Raw genomic sequence first — 18,824 nt, 5'->3', positions numbered from 1 at the left:
TATTTAGCGATTAATATTTAATACAGGCGTCAAGCACTCCTGTAATGACAGACCACCGTGATTATAGTGATCACCCGACACATAGCCTGAGATGCCAGGAGCCATCGCGATAGAAACACTCGGATTCCAGAACCAAGGTACGACTAAACCATCGTATTGAGCATTACTCTTCAATATCGCACAGCGACGTTGGCGGTTTGTTCCTAATGACTTGTGAATTTCACCTTTTGGCAAGCCATCTGGCACCCATAGCCAGCCGTGGTCAGTTACGATTTTGATTCGCTTCCACCCTGCGTCCAATAGACCTCGGATTCGTGCCACCACATCATCCAGCACCTGCTCGATGTACTGTGGCATCTTTAACTGTTGCTTGTGACCTAAGTTATCTAGGTCTCCTGTTTGCACCCAGGCATAACCATTCGGTTCTCCTGTTTCAAGGCCATCTAAGTATTGCCAGCCTCGCTCAGCAAGTAACTTCTTAAGGTAGTGACTACTAAAAGACGCTTGTGTACTCGCTAACGCAGGAATGAAGTCATCGTTGTCCTCTAAACCCGTGAGCAAATCAGCCAGCGGTGTCACTGCGGCTTTGGCTGTAGCTGTTAATGACGGTAGCGCAGACCATTGAGAAGCCAGATCGGTATTTACACCAATGGCTGAAAGTTTGTTCTCCAGTTGCTTAGCAGTATCGAAACGTAGCCCATCAACAAAGAAAATCACTTGGCTACCAACAGAGTAGTTTGCTGATGTTTCTTTTAACTGTTTATCGCCAGGATAACCATTCAATCGGACTTGATCTTGGAAGTTAAGCGCCACCCTTTCCAACCACGGTGTATAAATGACAGCCAGCACATCTGCAACCAACTTCTGATGGTGAATATCTTTTGCTTTTGCCATCGCATTCAGCACAGCCGCATCAGCCTGCCAGAAGCGGCTGGTATATAACTCCGCCATGCCCGTAGGAGAACCCGAAGTGAATGGAATATCTGTATGCTCAAGAACAATCATAACTTGTTCTAAAATGTCTAACCAAGGTGAAAAGCCTAGTTGAGACCAGATCCAATCTTGGCGAGATTGTTGGTTACTCCACAATGTGGTAAACGTCTGCTTCAGGTTATCACGATTACTGCCCGCTATTTGCTTAAATGCGTCTTCAATAACGGACTCATCACGCAAATTTTCGGATAGATAATTTTGTGCTTCAAAAGCAAGTCCCGATGGTACTACTGTTTTTAAACGGTCCACCAGTGCAGGGAGGTTGCTTGCTGTCTCTTCAAATCGCTCCCATACGCCTTGCCACTCACCTTGAGCATCACAGAGCAACTCTAGAGCAAGCGCCATGTTCGCTTCGCTCGGTTCAAAACCGTATCTTGATATGCAGGACTGGCTGAAAATATCCCACTTACTGCCTTGCCATTGCTCAGCTTTTTCGGTTGGGTTGTTTAACCATCCCAAAATGTCTTTGATAGGATCATCTAGAACGATAGAGTAGAAATCTTCCGCTTCTAACTTTTTGCCCATCAACTTCGTTGCTGGGGTTTCTAGTAGATCGGGTAAAACCTTCAGTATTGCTTCTTGGGTTTTAGTGTCTTTTGCAAGGTCGAGTTCTAGACCTACTTTAGGGTTAGTTAGAAACGAGCCAACAGACCAGTCACGTCCAGCCGTGTTATACGCCCACCAGCAACCACGGTATTGCAGCTCAGCCAACGGCTGTAAATACTCAGGGCATTGCTCAATAGCTCGCAAATCTTTTCGCCCAACGCCAGGAAGATAAATGATTGGCGTTTTATCTTCTGGTAGTTCGCACTCTTCTAGTTTTGCAGCGATCGCACACTTAACCCAAATCGCTGGGCCTGTACGCTCTTCTGGTTTGTATTCACCGAGTTCAATTAGTTCAGGCAACTGCTGCTTGATGTATGGCATTGCGGATTGCCATTGGCAATCAATGTCTGTCCACAAAATGGCAGCAGGTGCTACTTGAACTGACTTATTAAAAGTTGCTGAGTTTCGTAACTGCTCGATTAAATAATTAACGACTAACATTAAAGCCTTTCTTTGTTCGAAATTGGTAACGGGTACATCTGCAAAATCTGTTGCACAAGATCTTGCGTTCGACTGTCGATTTGCTCGACCGACCATGAATCAGCTTTAGCAAGCTCAGCATTGAGGTACAAACCATTATTGTATCCCACAGGGCTGCCTTTCTTGTCCTGTCTATCTCGCTTTTCAATAAAGCTTTTGTTTCCAAGCGTACTGTTGTACCCAGAAATAGTCAGATTGCCGAGTTTATGAGCGTGTGTTTCCAAATACTGCTTCGCCAAAGCCTCATCACCTTGTGCGATCATATCGACCCAGCACTGAGGAATATTTTCTCCTTGCGGGAAGATATGCTCAATAGTCCAGACAAACTGCTTACCTTTAACAGCCCACAAATTGCGCTCCGTCTCTCGTGTCATCCGCCCCTGCTCTAGAGCACACAACACGTAACGACACACAGACTTATTATCTGCGTACAAATTGCCTGACAAATCACGTTTAAATGTTTCGTCATCAGCACTAACTCGGCTTAAGTTCATCGCCACCGCATCAACAATTTCATCACCCTGAAGGGTTGGTATTACCCCAGTCAAATCCATAAAGATTCGAGTAAGGTCGCGAGTGGCAGGTCTGTCGGTTGTATTACGTCTAACAAAGAAAGCAATCAATAACTTGGTGATGTTTTCTAAATGAGCAAATGACAACCCTAGCTTTTCTTGCTTAGCAAAAAGCAGCATCAGAAGCAGATAAGAAGGCACCCCTTGAACACGTTCTAAATCTTCAAGTAAATAAGAAAGCCTTGGTTGCTCTGGAACCTGGTTATGGCAAATGATCTGCGCATACAGCTCAGAATGCTTAATCATCTTAGCAAGAAATGTCTCTGCATCATGTGAGATAAGCTTCTCATAGACTTGCATCAGGTTCGACTTAGTCGCAACAGGAACACTAACTATGTCTTTCAACTTAGGCTTAAACGCATTGTAGTATTGCCTAAAAAAGCGCTCCTGAACGCCATAATCATCACCGAGGTAACCTAATACCTTCGTCCAATTATTGAAATGCTTGTCAATTTGGCCTTCATCATCACTTTCAAGCTTAGCCAGGAGTTTGTTTTTAATAAGATCAATCGCGGTAAGTGGTACACCTCTATTGTTCAATGATTCAAACAATGTGTACGCATCAGAATGACTTGCCACCTCAATCTTGACTAAGGTTGCAGTATTCACTTTTTCTATTAGAGATGTTAGCACTGACACTCTATCGCTTGACTCTTGAAGATATTCCTCAATTCGAGAGCAGAAATGTCGGAAAGCTCGAACAATTCTCCGATTACCCGCATTTGATGGGTAGTCGGCTTCTTTCAGTACGCCCGCTTGATTTAATACCCAGAAATAATCCTGCTGATTGCTATTTTGAACCTGCGGCACAATACGAGTCTGATCTGCGTTGCTTTTCAAAATCAACTTGTGCTTCAAGTTATGAAGTTCGAGTTGTTGTTCAAATTCAAGTTCTACGTCAAGATTCTTGAAGCACGAGTATATGGCTGCTTTAAGCAATGACAGAGTAGTCATTCTCTGTTGACCATCAACCAGCTCCAATGATTGTACGGCTAGTGCGTCAGTACTTTGGTTGATACAGATAATAGAACCTAAAAAGTAGCTTGGATCATTGTCGAGCAAATCCTCAAATAATGTATCCCACTGCCATTTACCCCATGTGTATTCACGCTGATACCTAGGAATAGCGTAGATGACTTTCTCATCTACGCTAAACAAGGCAGAAACCGCGTAGTTTTCTACCGACTTAATCATTCGCTTGTTCCCTAGCCGCTTTCTTTTCTGCCAGCGTTAAATGATGATCGTTAATACGACTACCCTCTTTCTCGCCGTAGACTGGGCCAAGGTCAAACCATGGAGCGGAAGCGACATCTGTACCTCGGTCTTTTTTCCAGTGGATGTTTGGCTTACCACGCAGTACACCTGCACCTTTTTTACCCACGTCTTTCGCTAGCATAAATGGACGGATGTTCAAACGAACCCCATCATTCAAGTCTGGGTTCCAACCAATAGGTTGCTCTTCTAACGGTTTCCAACGCACGAAGATGTCCAAACCTTTTTCACCTGCAAGAATTGCCTCCAACTGTGTTTTGAGGTTTTCAGCCGCAGTTAAACGAATGTCGGCACCATCTTTGCCGTCAGCTAGGTCGCGTTTCTGGGTACTGATCCAGTCATCTAGGTAAGTATAAATCAGGCGTTCAAGCCCTTTGTAATCAAGCTTATGGTAGTTAACAAGAGCTGAGAAGCCATCCTTCAAACCATCCCACACCTGCCAAATAAACGGGCGGTGTTGGAACAGTTTAGAGTGTTGGTCAAAAAACTTATCACGCAACCAGCTTTCAATATCTTTCGCTTTTACCGCTTTAAGTAAGTTTTGTTCTACTGAACTTGTCCACTCGTCACCGTAGGCTTTGTGTAAAATCGCTTCTAAACGCTTAGCCGCTGTTTTCTCTCCGCGTACTGCTGGAATACAAACAATACCATCATCATCAATCAAACCCGCAAAGTCTGCGTTCTTCTTCATCACCTCGCGCATTTCTGACGCAAGTTCCATTTCAGTATCAAGTTCAGCGGGCCACTGGTAACCAAGTAAGCGAGCGACAGCGACTTGAAGTACAGTGTCTTCTTGGCGCAAACTTCCAATAGTAGTAGTTCTCGTTTCTTCATCCCAAACGACTGAGGCACATGGATGACCATGGAAAATCCATTGAGTTGGATCATCAGAAAATGGCTTTGGAATCCCATTAGGGTACTTAAGTGCAGATTGGTCTCTCCACAAATTAAAGTTACATGGTATTTCAACAAAACTTTGATCTGTAATCTTCAATTGTTGATTACGTTCTCTAACTTCTTTCGCAAACTCCCCACTCTCACAGAACGTCCATAAAGCCTCTAAATCGTTTTCATTCTCTGGTATTAGTACAGATACATTATTGTCGAATAGCTCTCCATTATAAAGAGAGACTGGGAGCTTACCTGTAGCTGTAACAACAACACCTTTTTTGTTCCAAGCTCGATCCCCCCTTAACCAAGAGTTAATACCACTTTCACCTAAGCGTTCTTTTAAGAACTCAAGAAAATCACCTTCACCATTTTGCCAATAAAGAGCATATGATTTTCCACTAAATAGAATGTTCTCTTTTACAGAAGATGCCTGGAAACTCCATATTTCATAGTTATTTTCATGTTCCCAAATAAACCTACCAAACCGAGAATAGTCTCCAGTACAAATGCCCAAGTTTGTGTGAGCAACAGTGGATAACATTTCATTCGTGCTAGAGTTTTCAAAACTTACACGGGCACCTTTTCTCTCCAATACTGCAACTTGATTTTCTTGTTCTAAGTTGCATGTAATTAAGGCACTAGCTTTTAATTCAGCGTTGGAGTCAGAAGATACATCTAGGCCTTGAATGACATGCTTGTCGTCTTGGTTTTTCACCTTAGATATATTAATAAGTTGGACATTAAAGTCCCACATTGGCGTTTGAAACCCCTTTGCACCCAACCTGGATATCAATTTCCATGTATTTTCCTGCAACAAACGTTCTCTAAATCTTCTATAGCTGCTCAAGAACAACCAGTTTTGTGGTAACACGACTCCAACTTCACCATTGATAGCCGATAACTTGATACATTTGTCTAAAAAGGTTGTCGCTAGGTCATTCTTCGAGTCTTCAAAAAACTGCTCACAATGACTACTTAAAATTGGCGATTGCTTCGTTCTTGCTAAATAAGGTACGTTGGTTACAACCCATTCGTATCGATTTGATAGTAAACTAGCGGCTTTCACTAATCCCTGAACTGTCGCTACAGCTTCCTGACTAACGCCTGCTTTTCTATCTAGTGCATTCTGCAATAGTTCCCAAGGGCGAGCTTGACCTTTTGGTGTAGTGTCAGTTGGACTTATCAAACTCCCAAGAGTCGGCGCATCTTTAAATGTATGCTGCATCCAAGCAATTGCATCTGTTAATGCTTCATCGTTCTTACCTAAATCTATCCACTCTTTTTGTGCTTCAGCAATCGACATACCAGAACAGGCTAATTGAAGCTCAGGCAACGCTCGGTAACCACCTGCATTTGGATAACGCCATGCTTCCAAAGCCAAAGCAAAAGCCGCCAGCTCTACGCAGCGTTGGTCAAGTTCAAGACCATGAATGTTGTCACGCAGTACCGCATCAACCGCTTGCTTCTCTGACAATCCTTCAAGCTGCATACGCATAGGTACAAGCATTAAGAACACAGCCACTAAGAAATGACCAGATCCACAGCAAGGGTCAAGTGTTTTAAGCTCTGATAAGTTCTCAGGCCATTTTTCAAACCCACCCGCTGCTGGTTTCCATGATTCTGCGCCCTCTTCTTTAGAGAAGCGAAGGTACTCTAGGGAGACCCCAGGAATAGCCGCTAGCTCACGAAGCTCTTGTTCGTTGTTTGCACGAATTAAATCATCTTGAGAAAGGCGTTTATTGGCCCACCAAGCACCAAGCGCATTGTCAAGTAAGAAACTCACCATATAAGGCTCTGTGAATAACTGCGTTACAGGGCTTAGTTCCTGTGCACCAATTTTCACTCCTGACTTGTTAACTTGATCTTTCTTCTTGGTTTGCCAGAACTGGTAACACCAACCTAAGCTGTCTTGCGCTTGGTAGATTTGAGGGTCTAGCTGAGCAATCAGACTTTCTAACTCCTCAACACGGTTCATCGACAACTTGATATCGAAAACAGGCGAGTCCACACGGAAAATTTGTGGCAGCATTTTTTGTGCTAAGCGACCAGCAAGCTCCCAACCGTCTTTACAATCTGGCTCTTCTTCTGCCAGCTCAAAACATTCATCCAGTGTGACAGACGTGTACTCGTCATACATCAATAGGTTGTTTTGTTCTAGGTAACGAGCAAACAGCATACGATGCCAATGCTCATAGGCCATTTCGTTAATTAGTCGTTCAGTTTCCTGTTTGCCATCTTTTAGCTTATCGCCGAGCTGACGAGCATGGGCACGCAGCTTATTACGCAGCGCACGTTCTTCTTCGCTTAAATAGTTTGGAGCGTGAGCCTCTGCCACACCCAAGCGTTGTAGCGCTTCAAATACAGCTTGCTCTACGATATCGCGGGCTTTAACTACCGTATCTTCTAGCTTCTTACGCAGTGTTTTATCTAATGCTTGTCTCATATCGTTCTTCTTAATTCTATTAGTCTGCCCTACCTAAATAAGAGCATTTGGACTATTGAGATAGTGTTCGTTAACCACAAACTTCAATGCGCCTAAGGGAATATCTCCTAGGCGAATTCTTATTCGACGGTGGCTTCTAAACTTCAAGTAATATTACTGTGGTACAACTGGCCCGTTTTCTAATTCTAAACGTAGCTCTCGCTCTACATCAGCTAGCCACTTCTGCAAATCATCTTCCGTTTCTAGCAATGGCTTATTGAGCTTGTAATACTTCGTTTTAGGTTGAAGTTCACTGATCGCATCTTTCAGTACCGCATCGAAGATGCCAGGAAGCAAGGCAACTTTGTCATTCCATCTATCAAAGCTGGTTTCATCTAGCGAGTTGAATACCGAGTCCTCGTCAGCAATATTAATTGCTGGGATAACATCTAAGCTGCGTTTGTTCAAAAACTCATTACGCTTTACTTCATCAAGCTTTTGCCAGTTTTCATCTGCTAATAGGTCAGACATACAAGCGCGATGCTCTTCTTCATAACGCTCACGATGTGCGGTCAACGCGGTGCGAAGTTCATTGGTCGCTTTGTCTAGCAATGGTTTAACTGGGCAAGGTTCAGATAACAAGCTTCGGTTAGTTACGATTGCCTGTTGTTCTTGTTGCAGCTCTTTGTATATAGCAAGTGGGTAACAGTACTCCATCGCTTGCGTTAGCTTCTTCCAAAGCTTCATACGAAGTTCAGCTTTATGCGCTTGCTCTTTCCATTGCTGAAAGTCACTAATCAATTGATCTTTATTATCAAATGCCTTCTGTAATTGGTCATTACCCGAGTACATTTCAAGCTCTGATAACAAAGCTGTACTTGGTGCCATAGGTAGTGGCGCGTCACCACCCGCACTACGAGCCACGTTTTTAGCATTAATAATCGCAAAAGGTAGCTTAGTTGCCTCTTCACCTGTATTGCATGCTTCTTCAAGCAAGGTAGAAACCACACCACGAACTTTAATAAGTTGTACTTTAGATAGCGTTACGTTTTCTGGTCGGAACTTAGTTTGCGTTACTGAACTACGATCTAGGCTTTTAGCATCAATCGGACGCTCTTGCACATCAGACGCTCGTAGCACGCCCGCAGCTAACATTGCATACAACGCACCATCGACGACATCTTTACCCCAACCGTATGGCGCATCATAAAAATGATCTCGGATCTCCTTACCCGTTTTCATTGTTCCAATAAAGCGATATATCTCTGCGCACACGGGTTGTTGATTCGCTTCTCCGTTGAAGCCTACCGCTTCAAGCGCATTTGGGTCTGCAAGCTTGCTTGCTTGATCAAAGACTTTAGCCCAACCACGGCTGTCTGCCATTTTGAATTTGTTGTACAAACGCTGACACGCTAAAGCACCTGCATTTTGGATTTGCTCGGCAAGAGTTTCGCCTTCAACTTCTTGACCACCAGCCAAACGGACCTGTATCTGTGAGAAGATATCGCTCAAATAGCCTTTTTTGGCACGTTCGGCTTCACTTAAGCGCGTTTCCATTGCCTGTAAGGCATCTTTACCCGCTTCTGTTGTTGCTCGGCCACGAACCTCTAGCGTGTTCTCTGCTGCTTTAAGCGCAACAATGGCATTCTTAAGCTCACTACGGTGGAGAGTTGGCACATAAACGAAGATGGTGGCACCATCTGGATCAGCACCACGAGAAAGGTCGTTAAATTGCTTCTCGGTTTGCTCTGGTGCCCAGGCATAAATCCGTTTTGTTGCTTCACTTGGCAACTCTGAGTCAAAGGACACGTTGATCACTCGCGGCTCAGCTACTTCACCCTGAGTAATTCGAGCTTGAGCCACTTGCTTAGTAATATAACGCTGGATTTCTTTTGTACGGTACGCCTCTAGCGTCTGAGGGTTACCCAGAAGATCGTTTTCTTGGCGGCGAAACTCGTCATACCAAGCTTGGCTTTCTACCGTTTGTAAACTGAACTCTCGCCCCTTGTCCGTTTCACGAGCCATGATGAGGTGCTCATCTTCAAGCTGTTGCAGCATCTTTGGCACAAGCGGGCGAAGCTTGTATTTATCGTTTTGTAGATCCTCTAATAGCAAATCAGATAACGTATCTACTGTCGCATAAATGCCGTACTCCATCTCTGCTGGTAGCTTGCTAATCAGTAAGATTAGAGAGAGTAAACGACCTTGCAGTTGCGCATCAGCATCACCACCACGCTTACGGCTGATGGTTTCATAGATATCTTTAGAGATCACACCTGTTTGCAGTAGATTCGTTGAAATCTGATCATAAAGAAAGTCAGCAGGAACAACGTAGCCCAGCTCTTTGTCTGCCGTTGTCTTTAATGCTTCATGCACAACACGGAGTTGGTTACGCAGTTGAGAACCTGTACCCGTTTTATCTAGCGCTGGTAAGATACGCTCCCAAAAACGGCGGCGAACTGGAAGTAGCGGATAGTCTGGCACCATCCACTTCTCATCATCTTTAGTGTGCTCAATGGTGCTACCACGTAGATGACGAGAAATCTCACCTAAGTTGTCATTGACAACCGTGTTAACTGCATTTTCTGCTGAAGCTTTCTTTTGAAGGATGACTTTTCGAATTACTGCGTCTACATCTGTGTCTTCCAACTGCACAGGAACTTGGAAACGACCCATTAAACGTTGGAGGTTTGCCATGCCAGATAAGGCGCTTTGACCTGTTGCAACAAACAATAGCTTTGACTTAAGTGCACTAGCGCCACTACAGGTCTCTACTACTTCTTGTACATCAAACGCTTTTTGAACGTTGTCACCGATGTACTGTTGCACCTCATCCAGAACAACTAGAGTTAGTGGTAATTCGCCGTCATTGGAAATGGCATCAACAATCGCAGAGACCATTTCATCGTTTGTTACATCATCAACGATCTTGTATTGGGCACGTAGCATCTCGCGCACTTCTTTCAGATCTGCGCCAATGCCAGGAATTGCTTGTAGAACCGCATCATGCATGATTGGAGATACGTGCAAGTTTTTAAGCTCTTTCGTCCAAGGGTCTACACCCTCTTTCACTTTTGCCTTGGCTTCAACAAACGACTTAACTTGTTCAAAAACACCTTCCGCTTTTAGCCACATGACAAAACGTGCTAGGTGATATTGCTCGGGTAAACCAGCTGACTTAAAAATGATACCAAGAAACGCCATGCGAACTTTATCGCCAGCGCCTGCACCTAAAGTACCTGAAGCTGCATGAAGGCCACCGTTACCTACTGCAATTGATGATAACTCATCGAAATGCTTCGCAATGTGCTCAGGTAAATCTGCGATTGAACGAGCATCAGAGCCGTTGTTTAGCGTTTGGTTTGTCCAGAGTGTGCGCAGCATTTTAGCAAGGTGAGATTTACCTGAACCAAAGAAGCCACTGATCCATACGCCTGGTTGCTCATTGTTTGTCTTAAACGCTGACAAATAGTTGCTCAGAATACTGTCCATGCCTTTGGCATACGCACCATCACAGACAAACGTTCGCAACTCATATTCAAGCGTATCTAGAGCACCTTTAGAAAGATCATCCTTTACTTGAGCGACGCCGTTGTTAGCTAAGCGGCTACTAACAGGATCGTTTACGAAAATTTCACGGTTTAACATTGAATAAAGCCCTTATGACGTTGCCGAAATCGCGGTTGCGTGATATCCCCAACCGTCTTTCGCATCTAATAATTGATAGTTGTTGTTTTGTACTTCACCAGGGAAGAAGACTACTAAGCGCCCTGTCACCTTTTCAGCTAAAGACTCTACGACACCCGACACAGATGCGAAGCCAAATAGAGTGCCGCAACCAAGAAGAGCAATTACGCCATCTTCTGTTTGATTTGACTCGACTTTATTGGTCAGTTCTTCAACTAGCTCATCGGCGAAGTCATCGTAGAGTCCTTTGAGATACTCAGGATCTTCAAAATACGTTTCTTTGTAGTCTTGAGCCGACATCCAGTTTTCAAAACTATGAGTCAAATCTAGCAGTTGCCATGGGTGGTTATGCTTAACACATGCTTGTTCAAACTCTTCGACACGCGCACGAAGTTTTAGCTCATCTTCTTTGTGGTAGACCAGAAATATGGTTCGCTCATCAGCAGAAACCGCCACTGGCCATGGAATACTAATGTGTTTTTCAAAGCTTGTTAGTAGCTTGGATAATCGATCTGACATCACTCGTCCTCAGATTCGTTAAATTCGGGCATGACTAGACCAGGGAAAGTTATTTCAACCACTTCACTTGCTTGTTTGAAGTTAATCATTCCTCTTAGCGATGCTCTATGTGCTAGTTCAAACAATCGTTCTTTATCTTGAGCCAACATACGACACCAGAAACTATCAAATAGACGTTGCCCGCTAAGCCCGTGACAATGGGCTAGAAATAGAGCGTATGCGACATTCACATAACTAATTTCTGGGATTTTTCGGTACTTCTTTGCTCTCCCAGATAGGTATCCTGCTTGCGTCCAGGTACCATTAATGTTTTGTGCGAAAGATTTTAGTGATGCCTTGCTGAAACGTTCAGGGTCATCTTTTGATAGAAACGTCTCCATCATCTCTCTAGCTAAGTGTTGACCTGGTTCTAGGCTCAAAATCACTTCCGAAGAACTACGCAACAGTGGGTCTCTGGCGACAGCAAGTTGTAACGCTAGAATCGGTTGAGAGCCTTCATGCAGCTCCCACCAATCTCGAAATACTTTAAAGAGGAAAATATCAGGTGATAAACCATACATTGAAGCCAGAGGTTGGAAACTGTACTTACGTGCATTTTCGCTTGGTTTTTGAAGGACATTGAATACTTCAATATCTTCCCTGTAGTCTTCTAGTGTCGCGTTTTCAGGTCGCCCAAATAATAAGATCTTCAGCTCTTCTATCATCATGCTGCGAGATGTATGAGCACCACTATTACCGAACTTAAAACCCAGTGCTTTGAGGTAAGCTTGGCTATTCATTGTTATTGCCTTTGTAACCAGGGGCTAAACTCGCAGTCTCAACACCATAAATAACTGCATTTTCTTCCAGCGCTAAATGGTATTGCTGTGGGTTTAATTGATATGTACTTGAGCAATCCACATTCCATTGGTTTAGCAAATAGCCCGCCAGCGCAGCACGGCATTCGACTTGAAGTTTGCCATTAACCATTCTGTAATCAAGCTCTATCGCTTCAGGGTGTTTTGCTGCTGGATGAGGAATAAAGGTTAAATCAACAATACGGTTCCACTGCTTGTCTGCTGAAATCGATTCTTTAACACTATCGATTTCATTCTGAGCAAGGCTCGCGGATTTGATGCGAGTAAGAACGAAATCACGAAAAGAACTTGTCGAACGGTCATAAGCACGAACATGCCAACGACTGCCGTTATTCGCGAGGCTATGAGGCACAATTACTCTTGCTGAGTTACCAGAGCTAAGGGAAACGTACTTAATCTTAAGGGCAGATTTTTGGTGTATGGCACGCATAACCGCCGACAGGATGTCAGTCGAAGGTTTATTCAACTGTTGTGGCTGGATACAAACTTGGCTGTTTTCCAGTTGACTCGCCAATCCATCACCAAATCCTCTAGCAAGGCTTACTAAAACGGTATCTGGATCGTGCTCAAACAAAGGCACAAACTGCTCTGTACGATGATAAGACTTTGATTGATGAATTAGCTCTAGGTTGAACGGAGCAAACTCTTTGTAAGTGGCGAAGTCACGAGTTGCTGCGGCTAAACCTGTTTGAAATTTTGCAATGAGATCGGCTCTAGCAATCTCACCAAAGTAGCTCAAACTAAAATCGATAAACGCCAAGCGTTCTCTTTGAGCGTGAGGTAATTGTTCGAGTTTTTTCATCAGAAACTTCTGTTGAGAATATCTGACAGTTAATATACTCCTAATACGAGCATGGTACAATCAAAATGATTAGATCATATGATATAGAAATGAAGTGTAAGGTTCAGAATTAATGGATGTTTATGATACGTTAAACCAAAGATTTGGGTGTGTGGAACAAGGGGGAATCGCAGAAGTGCAAATGCGGCGTCAAATGTTAACGCCGCAATATACGACACGGTGGGTCGATTTACCGAAGATCAAGAGCTAGCTATCTCACAATCTACAATTCTATGTCAGGATATACCAGTCTATTGAGTTTCTTTTCAGCTTTACAATAAATCTGATCAGCAAATTTTTCCGAATTAAGGATCTTTGCGTCCGCTGCAATCCCTATAGCGCGATACACGTTGTTCAATTTCCACACGGTTTTACCGCGTTCAACTTCAACAAAAGTTGAATATGGTATGCCCTGGTATGAACCCGCAACTTTTGTATAAACTGTAACCAACACTTGAATACCTACCTGATCCTTTTTAAATAGATAAGTATCTAAAGTCTGCTGCACTTCGTTGAGTATTTTATAGACACCTTCGCTAGTTAATTCTCTAGCACGTGAACTTTTTTGCACTGATTTGAGCGCTTCATCTAAACCCTTAATTTTTATTGAACTCATTGTGACGCCTCCATTGCAGCTGAAGACATCAATGCAGGATTTAACTTCTCAAACTGTTTACTCATTCGAGTAATGACAGCATCAGGTACGCCATGAATATTTTGGTATTTCCCATTTATCTCAATGACTTCGAATGATACATTCATCTCATCCGCAAGTGATTTGTAAAATGACATTTCCCAGTTTTTTACAAATGTGTTTGCAACCACGACGTCAAATCCTGCACGAAGTAAACGCTTTGTTTCGAGTTTACACCAGGCATGAGCATTTTTGATTAGAGCGGGGTCGTATTGGTAGGTATCGTTTCTATCGATAAAAAATTGGTCAGCTTCAACTAAGACAGCATCGAGAGTTTTTGCGTATGTAGACTTTCCAGAGCCTGGTAATCCACGCACAAGGGTAAGTGTTTGCTTGGCCATTTTGGCGTTTCCTTTTATTAAAAAATAATTCCCTCCTCTCACCGATAAGGTGATGAATTCTTTGATATTGTTTAATTTATTTAACTCAATCTTTATACAAATTGAGATAGAGAGTGTTCAAGCTTATTAAAACGTATAAAAATCTTTTCGTCAACAATTTATTTCAATAAAAACAAAGGCTTATCATTTACTTTTGACGCTATTTATATCTAATAAAAACAAACCATCGGTTTACCCCTTATTGGGGGTAAACGACAGACTACCCCCAATAAAGGGTAAAGATGGTTTGTTGACCATGAATCAAACATCGATTGATGCACTGCGAAAGCAGTGCTGATTGTGAGCGGCTCGCGCCACAGGAGTCGAATGACTAGGTTTTGTGGTGCTGACCAATACTTGGACTCTAAGTTAAGCAACTTTTGATGCTTTTTATCCAGAACCGTGCTGAGGGAGGATCTGCTCCAGCCAGACTGGACACTCAACTAAACGAGTTTCCCATACCTAAGTTAAATCATTGATTACTAATATAACAAGACATATAACAAAGAAATGTCCAGCACTTTCGCAGTTGGCACTTCTTAACACAGAAGTGCCCAAACTGTGTTGCGTTCGAGAGAACAGCATTCATTCTTAGCTCATAATCGCATAAATAAAATTTATGATCGAGGCAAAGGCAAGACCTGCCCCCCTCCCTGTTTGATTGCAACGTTAGTGAACTTTGGAGCAGTTAGAACAGATTTAAAACTAAAAATAGCTAACCTGTGATCGGTTTGGTAGGGAATAGTAATGATAAAAAATGAATATTTGCGCTTTTTGCAAACATTGAATGCCGAAGAGGTGTCAGCAGGCGTACGAAAAGTTGCAAATCTTGTTTTTGCGAACTTTGAAGAGGTTTATCCATTAGGCACGACACAAGGCAAACGAGTCAAGAAAGTTGCTAGCCTAGCATCAAATCAGTGGGCTAACCTTTCAGATGCCATTGCAGAAGTTACATACGAGACTGGTAACGCTGGCAAAATGTTCAAGCAGCTAAAGTCTATTGAAATTGGTCCTTTTCGTGGTTTTGCCAAAAAAGAGTCTTTGAGCCTACACAGTCTGCTTGTTTTGATTTACGGGCCAAATGGTACAGGTAAATCAAGTTTCTGCGAGGCGTTAGAGTATGGTTTGCTAGGTGCTGTTGAAGAAGCGCAAAATAAGCGGTTCCGTAATCAGGCTGATTACCTGAAAAATGCTCATACCAACTCATTTAGTCCACCACAGATCTTGGGTGTTGATCATCAAGGAAATGATGTAGTACTCCAACCTGACGAATCTTTATATCGCTTCTGTTTTGTAGAAAAGAACAGAATTGATAGCTTTTCTCGCATTGCAGCGCAGGCACCAGCTAAACAAATGGAGCTGATATCAACACTGTTTGGGTTAGATTCATTTAATGAATTCGTAAAAAACTTTTCACCAGAAATCGATGGTAAGTATATTGATTTAGTTGGTGAAAAATCAGTTCAGTTGAACCTTAAGCGACAGACTCTTGTTGGACATCAACAACAAATAGAACAAAACAACACCAACTTGAAGCAGCTTGATGGTGAAGAGGCTGCTCTGGCACAACAATATCGTCTAGGCTGTACTTATAATCAAATGATGATAGAGCTAAACGGTGACGAGCAAAACCCTGGGCTAATTAGTAAATTGGAAACTGATTTGCAACAGCCAGTATATGCGAAAAGCGGCTTGACCCAAGCTAGGCTTGCTATTATTCGAAGTGAAATCAATACAAACCTTGCTAACTACAATGCTAGCCAACAAGAATTGGTTAATGCCAGTCAGCAAGTATCATTTAAGCAGTTGTATGAATCAGTATCTAAATTACAAGCGAATAGCCCTGATAAGTGCCCAGCCTGTAAAACTCCATTGACACAGACAGCCTTGAATCCTTATGCACATGCAGACGAAGAGCTGAAAAAGCTACATCATCTTGCAGTTTTACAAGCTAAATCCCAAGAATACTATCAGAGCCTTAATCAGTCATTGGCGGAACTATCACAAGTCATTAATGTTTCCTGTGATCGTTTAACAGCTAACCCTCTTCATAAGTTTAGACTTGCCTCTAACAACCAGCCTACAATTAAGTGGTTTAACTCAATGCTTCAACCGTTGCAAGGTGGTTATACGGCTTGGCAACATCTGGAAGCGCAAGTACAACAATTGGAGCAAAGCGATGCCGCAATTGAACAACAAGTCCAAGTTAGAACGGCGAAGCAGCAGGAACTGAATAGACTACGTGGGTTTGCGAAGAGCATAACTGTATTACAAACACGCCGCCAAACAGCTCAAACAACATTTGAAAAAGCAACTCAAGCAATTGCTAGTTTTGATCAGGAGAATGCAGAGTTAATCTCTAGTGTTGAGGGAGAAAAACATGTGGTTGCACGAAACAAGGAAATCGTTAGTGCCTACGCATCCTTTGTAGAGAAGCTTAATGCGTATAAAAATGCTTTGCCCGTTAAGCTAGTTGCTGATTTGAGTGAAAAAGTAACGGAGCTATACAATGCATTCAATCGCTATGATTCTCCAAACGATAAGCTAGCGGCAGTTCAGTTACCACTTGGACAAAACCAACGCTTGAAGATTTCTTTCCAACCAGAGCCTGATAAACACTTCGACGCTTTACATGTACTCAGTGAAGGTCACATTCGCTGTTTAGGTTTAGCGATATTACTTGCCAAAAACATCAAAACGGATTGTCCGCTGTTGATCTTCGATGATCCAGTTAATGCAATCGATGACGAACATAGACAAGCAATCAGAGAAACTTTATTTAAAGATGAATTCTTCAATGCCAAGCAAATTATTATGGCGTGCCATGGTGAGGAGTTTTTTAAAGATACACATCAAACGATAGGTTCAAAAGCAGCTAAAAGCGCGGAATCCTACATCTTTATGCCTCAAAAAGGTGAACGACACGTTCAAGTGCTTTCTCTTCAGCGCCCTAAAAACTATGTTTTGGCAGCTTCTGAGTTATATGCGCAAGCTGAATATCGAGATGCTTTAATGTCATCTCGTCGAGCTTTGGAACACCTTTGTGAAAAGGCATGGCTACACTATGGAAAGCATTGTGACAATACAGATAAACCAATCAGTGTTTCTAGGCGTACTCCCCATGCACCTTGGGACTTAAGAGCTTTAGCTGATAACTTGCGCTCTAAATTAAACAAGTCCAAAGCAGCTATACCAAATAAATCAGATATTGTTGTTGCATTAGATTCTTTACTTGGAGTTGGCGGTCAAGATCCACACTGGGTCTACTTGAACAAGGGCACACACGAAGAAACAGATCGAGTCGAGTTTGAGAATGGAACAGTCGGAACAATTGTTTCATCACTTGATGCTCTTGATAAAGCACTAGAAGTATAGAAATGTGAAAATGGGATCAGGTTTTGTTTTTGCCCAATCTGATCTTCTTCGAGTGTTCGTTATCTCTTAAAAATCCAAACTCGGAATTGTCCTTAATAGTTGGCATAGTTGGCATAGTTGGCACTTTGTAACTCAAAAGTGCCCTACTTCTACTTAGGTAGATGTTCTTCAGAAGTGGTCCCCGATTTTCGGACATGACTTTAAGTGATTGATCTGTTTTGATAGTACCCAGAAATACTGGAGCAGATTATGACTAGAAAACGCAGAAACCACTCTCCCGAATTTAAAGCTAAGGTGGCATTGGCTGCCGCTAAAGGTGATAAAACTGTCGCTGAGTTAGCACAGAAGTACAACCTGCATCCCAACCAGATCTCAACATGGAAGAAAGAGCTGCTTGAAAATGCAGCCATGATCTTTGCCTCTGAAAGTCAGTTGGGCAAAGACAATTCTGAAGAAGTGGACAAACTCCACGCTAAGATCGGTCAATTGACCATGGAAAATGATTTTTTGGCGAAAGTGCTCGGTCGTTAGATCGAGCACAGCGAAAGAGTTCGCTGGATAAATCCACCCAACTACCGATAAAGCGCCAGTGCGAGCTTCTCAATATTGCTCGCTCTACGGCTTATTACCAGCCCATCGGACTTTCTGCTGAGGAGATTGAATTGCGTCGTATGATTGACGAAATTCACCTTCAGTATCCGTTCATGGGCAGTAGGCGTGTTCGTGCATATTTCGGAGCATTCCGATCAGTCATTTCGGGATTATCCGATCACCCATTTCGGTTTAAACCGATCACTGATTCCGCGATTATCCGATCACTTTTAGCCTAACTCCGAAATCGGTGATCGGAATAGCGAAAACCGCGATCGGAATGCCCGAAATCCTACCTTTTTCTCTTTTAAATCAATAGCTCGCTATTCTTTACTTCTTAAACAAGAAGGTAAGGAAGCGACAATGGCCAAAAAGAGAACTCCAATGAACAAAATCAAAGAGGTATTACGCCTTAAGTACGACTGCGGTCTCTCCAATCGTGGTATCGCTTCTTGCCTGAAACTCGGCCCGTCCACCATATCGGAACTCCTTACTCGCTTTAAACAAAGCCAACTTGGCTGGCCTCTACCCGAAAGTTGCAGCGATGCTGATCTCACGCAAGCGCTGTATCACGGCAAGAAAGCCAGTCGCGATAAAGTCATGCCAGACTTCACTCAATACGCAGTCGAACTCAGACGTAAAGG

Annotated in this window: 10 protein-coding genes and 3 pseudogenes; 4 read left to right on the top strand and 9 right to left on the bottom strand. The window is 43.0% G+C overall.

Features of this window, described 5'->3' with window-relative positions; all coding sequences use genetic code 11:
- Nucleotides 1-3: 3 nt before the first annotated feature.
- The 7 genes from pglZ to AB4323_RS13030 all read right to left on the bottom strand — a co-directional run bounded on the left by pglZ (nt 4) and on the right by AB4323_RS13030 (nt 13,101).
- Entirely contained in the window at nt 4-2,040 is a 2,037-nt protein-coding gene (pglZ, locus tag AB4323_RS13060; RefSeq protein WP_372152670.1) for a BREX-1 system phosphatase PglZ type B, read from the bottom strand.
- Nucleotides 2,040-3,845 carry a DUF262 domain-containing protein gene (locus AB4323_RS13055; RefSeq protein ID WP_188047086.1) on the bottom strand — a complete coding sequence of 602 codons (1,806 nt, stop codon included), beginning with the start codon at nt 3,843-3,845 and terminating at the stop codon, nt 2,040-2,042. Before AB4323_RS13055 ends, pglZ begins: the two co-directional genes overlap by 1 nt.
- Nucleotides 3,838-7,257: an Eco57I restriction-modification methylase domain-containing protein gene (locus AB4323_RS13050; RefSeq protein ID WP_372152667.1), complete on the bottom strand. Its 3,420-nt coding sequence runs from the start codon at nt 7,255-7,257 to the stop codon at nt 3,838-3,840. The genes AB4323_RS13055 and AB4323_RS13050 overlap by 8 nt, the downstream gene beginning before the upstream one ends.
- A 153-nt stretch (nt 7,258-7,410) precedes the next feature.
- Nucleotides 7,411-10,884, bottom strand: coding sequence for a BREX system P-loop protein BrxC (gene brxC / locus AB4323_RS13045; RefSeq protein WP_372152665.1), 3,474 nt, complete (start codon nt 10,882-10,884; stop codon nt 7,411-7,413).
- A 12-nt stretch (nt 10,885-10,896) separates the two neighbouring features.
- Nucleotides 10,897-11,442: a BREX protein BrxB domain-containing protein gene (locus AB4323_RS13040; protein WP_001283833.1), complete on the bottom strand. Its 546-nt coding sequence runs from the start codon at nt 11,440-11,442 to the stop codon at nt 10,897-10,899.
- Nucleotides 11,442-12,221 (bottom strand): hypothetical protein, encoded by a 780-nt coding sequence (locus AB4323_RS13035; protein ID WP_372152663.1) that lies wholly within the window; start codon nt 12,219-12,221, stop codon nt 11,442-11,444. Before AB4323_RS13035 ends, AB4323_RS13040 begins: the two co-directional genes overlap by 1 nt.
- Nucleotides 12,214-13,101, bottom strand: a complete 888-nt coding sequence (locus AB4323_RS13030) for a YafY family protein (RefSeq protein WP_040122844.1) — start codon at nt 13,099-13,101, stop codon at nt 12,214-12,216. The genes AB4323_RS13035 and AB4323_RS13030 overlap by 8 nt, the downstream gene beginning before the upstream one ends.
- 106 nt (nt 13,102-13,207) lie before the next feature.
- On the opposite strand from AB4323_RS13030, the pseudogene AB4323_RS13025 reads away from it, so the two are divergent.
- Nucleotides 13,208-13,351 (top strand): annotated as a pseudogene (locus AB4323_RS13025) (DUF4113 domain-containing protein); the annotation flags it as partial.
- Between the two features lie 12 nt (nt 13,352-13,363).
- Here AB4323_RS13025 and AB4323_RS13020 read toward each other — a convergent pair.
- Together AB4323_RS13020 and AB4323_RS13015 are read right to left on the bottom strand one after the other, a co-directional pair.
- The gene (locus AB4323_RS13020) at nt 13,364-13,756 is read right to left on the bottom strand and encodes a hypothetical protein (RefSeq protein ID WP_025796295.1); all 393 of its coding nucleotides are present in this window, start codon (nt 13,754-13,756) and stop codon (nt 13,364-13,366) included.
- A complete protein-coding gene (locus AB4323_RS13015) occupies nt 13,753-14,175 on the bottom strand; it encodes an ATP-binding protein (protein ID WP_025796296.1) in 423 nt (140 codons plus the stop codon). The genes AB4323_RS13020 and AB4323_RS13015 overlap by 4 nt, the downstream gene beginning before the upstream one ends.
- A gap of 786 nt (nt 14,176-14,961) precedes the next feature.
- On the opposite strand from AB4323_RS13015, the gene AB4323_RS13010 reads away from it, so the two are divergent.
- The 3 genes and pseudogenes from AB4323_RS13010 to AB4323_RS13000 all read left to right on the top strand — a co-directional run.
- Nucleotides 14,962-17,589 (top strand): AAA family ATPase, encoded by a 2,628-nt coding sequence (locus AB4323_RS13010; protein ID WP_347366095.1) that lies wholly within the window; start codon nt 14,962-14,964, stop codon nt 17,587-17,589.
- Between the two features lie 249 nt (nt 17,590-17,838).
- Nucleotides 17,839-18,314 (top strand): annotated as a pseudogene (locus AB4323_RS13005) (transposase); the annotation flags it as partial.
- 229 nt (nt 18,315-18,543) lie between these two features.
- Nucleotides 18,544-18,824, top strand: a pseudogene (locus AB4323_RS13000) (IS21 family transposase); the annotation flags it as partial.

Origin of the sequence: Vibrio sp. 10N.261.52.C11, assembly GCF_041471405.1 — a bacterium.
GTDB classification, from domain to species: domain Bacteria; phylum Pseudomonadota; class Gammaproteobacteria; order Enterobacterales; family Vibrionaceae; genus Vibrio; species Vibrio crassostreae_C.
The sequence above is the reverse complement of the archived record's forward strand: the minus strand, read 5'-3'. Positions and strand labels throughout refer to the sequence as shown.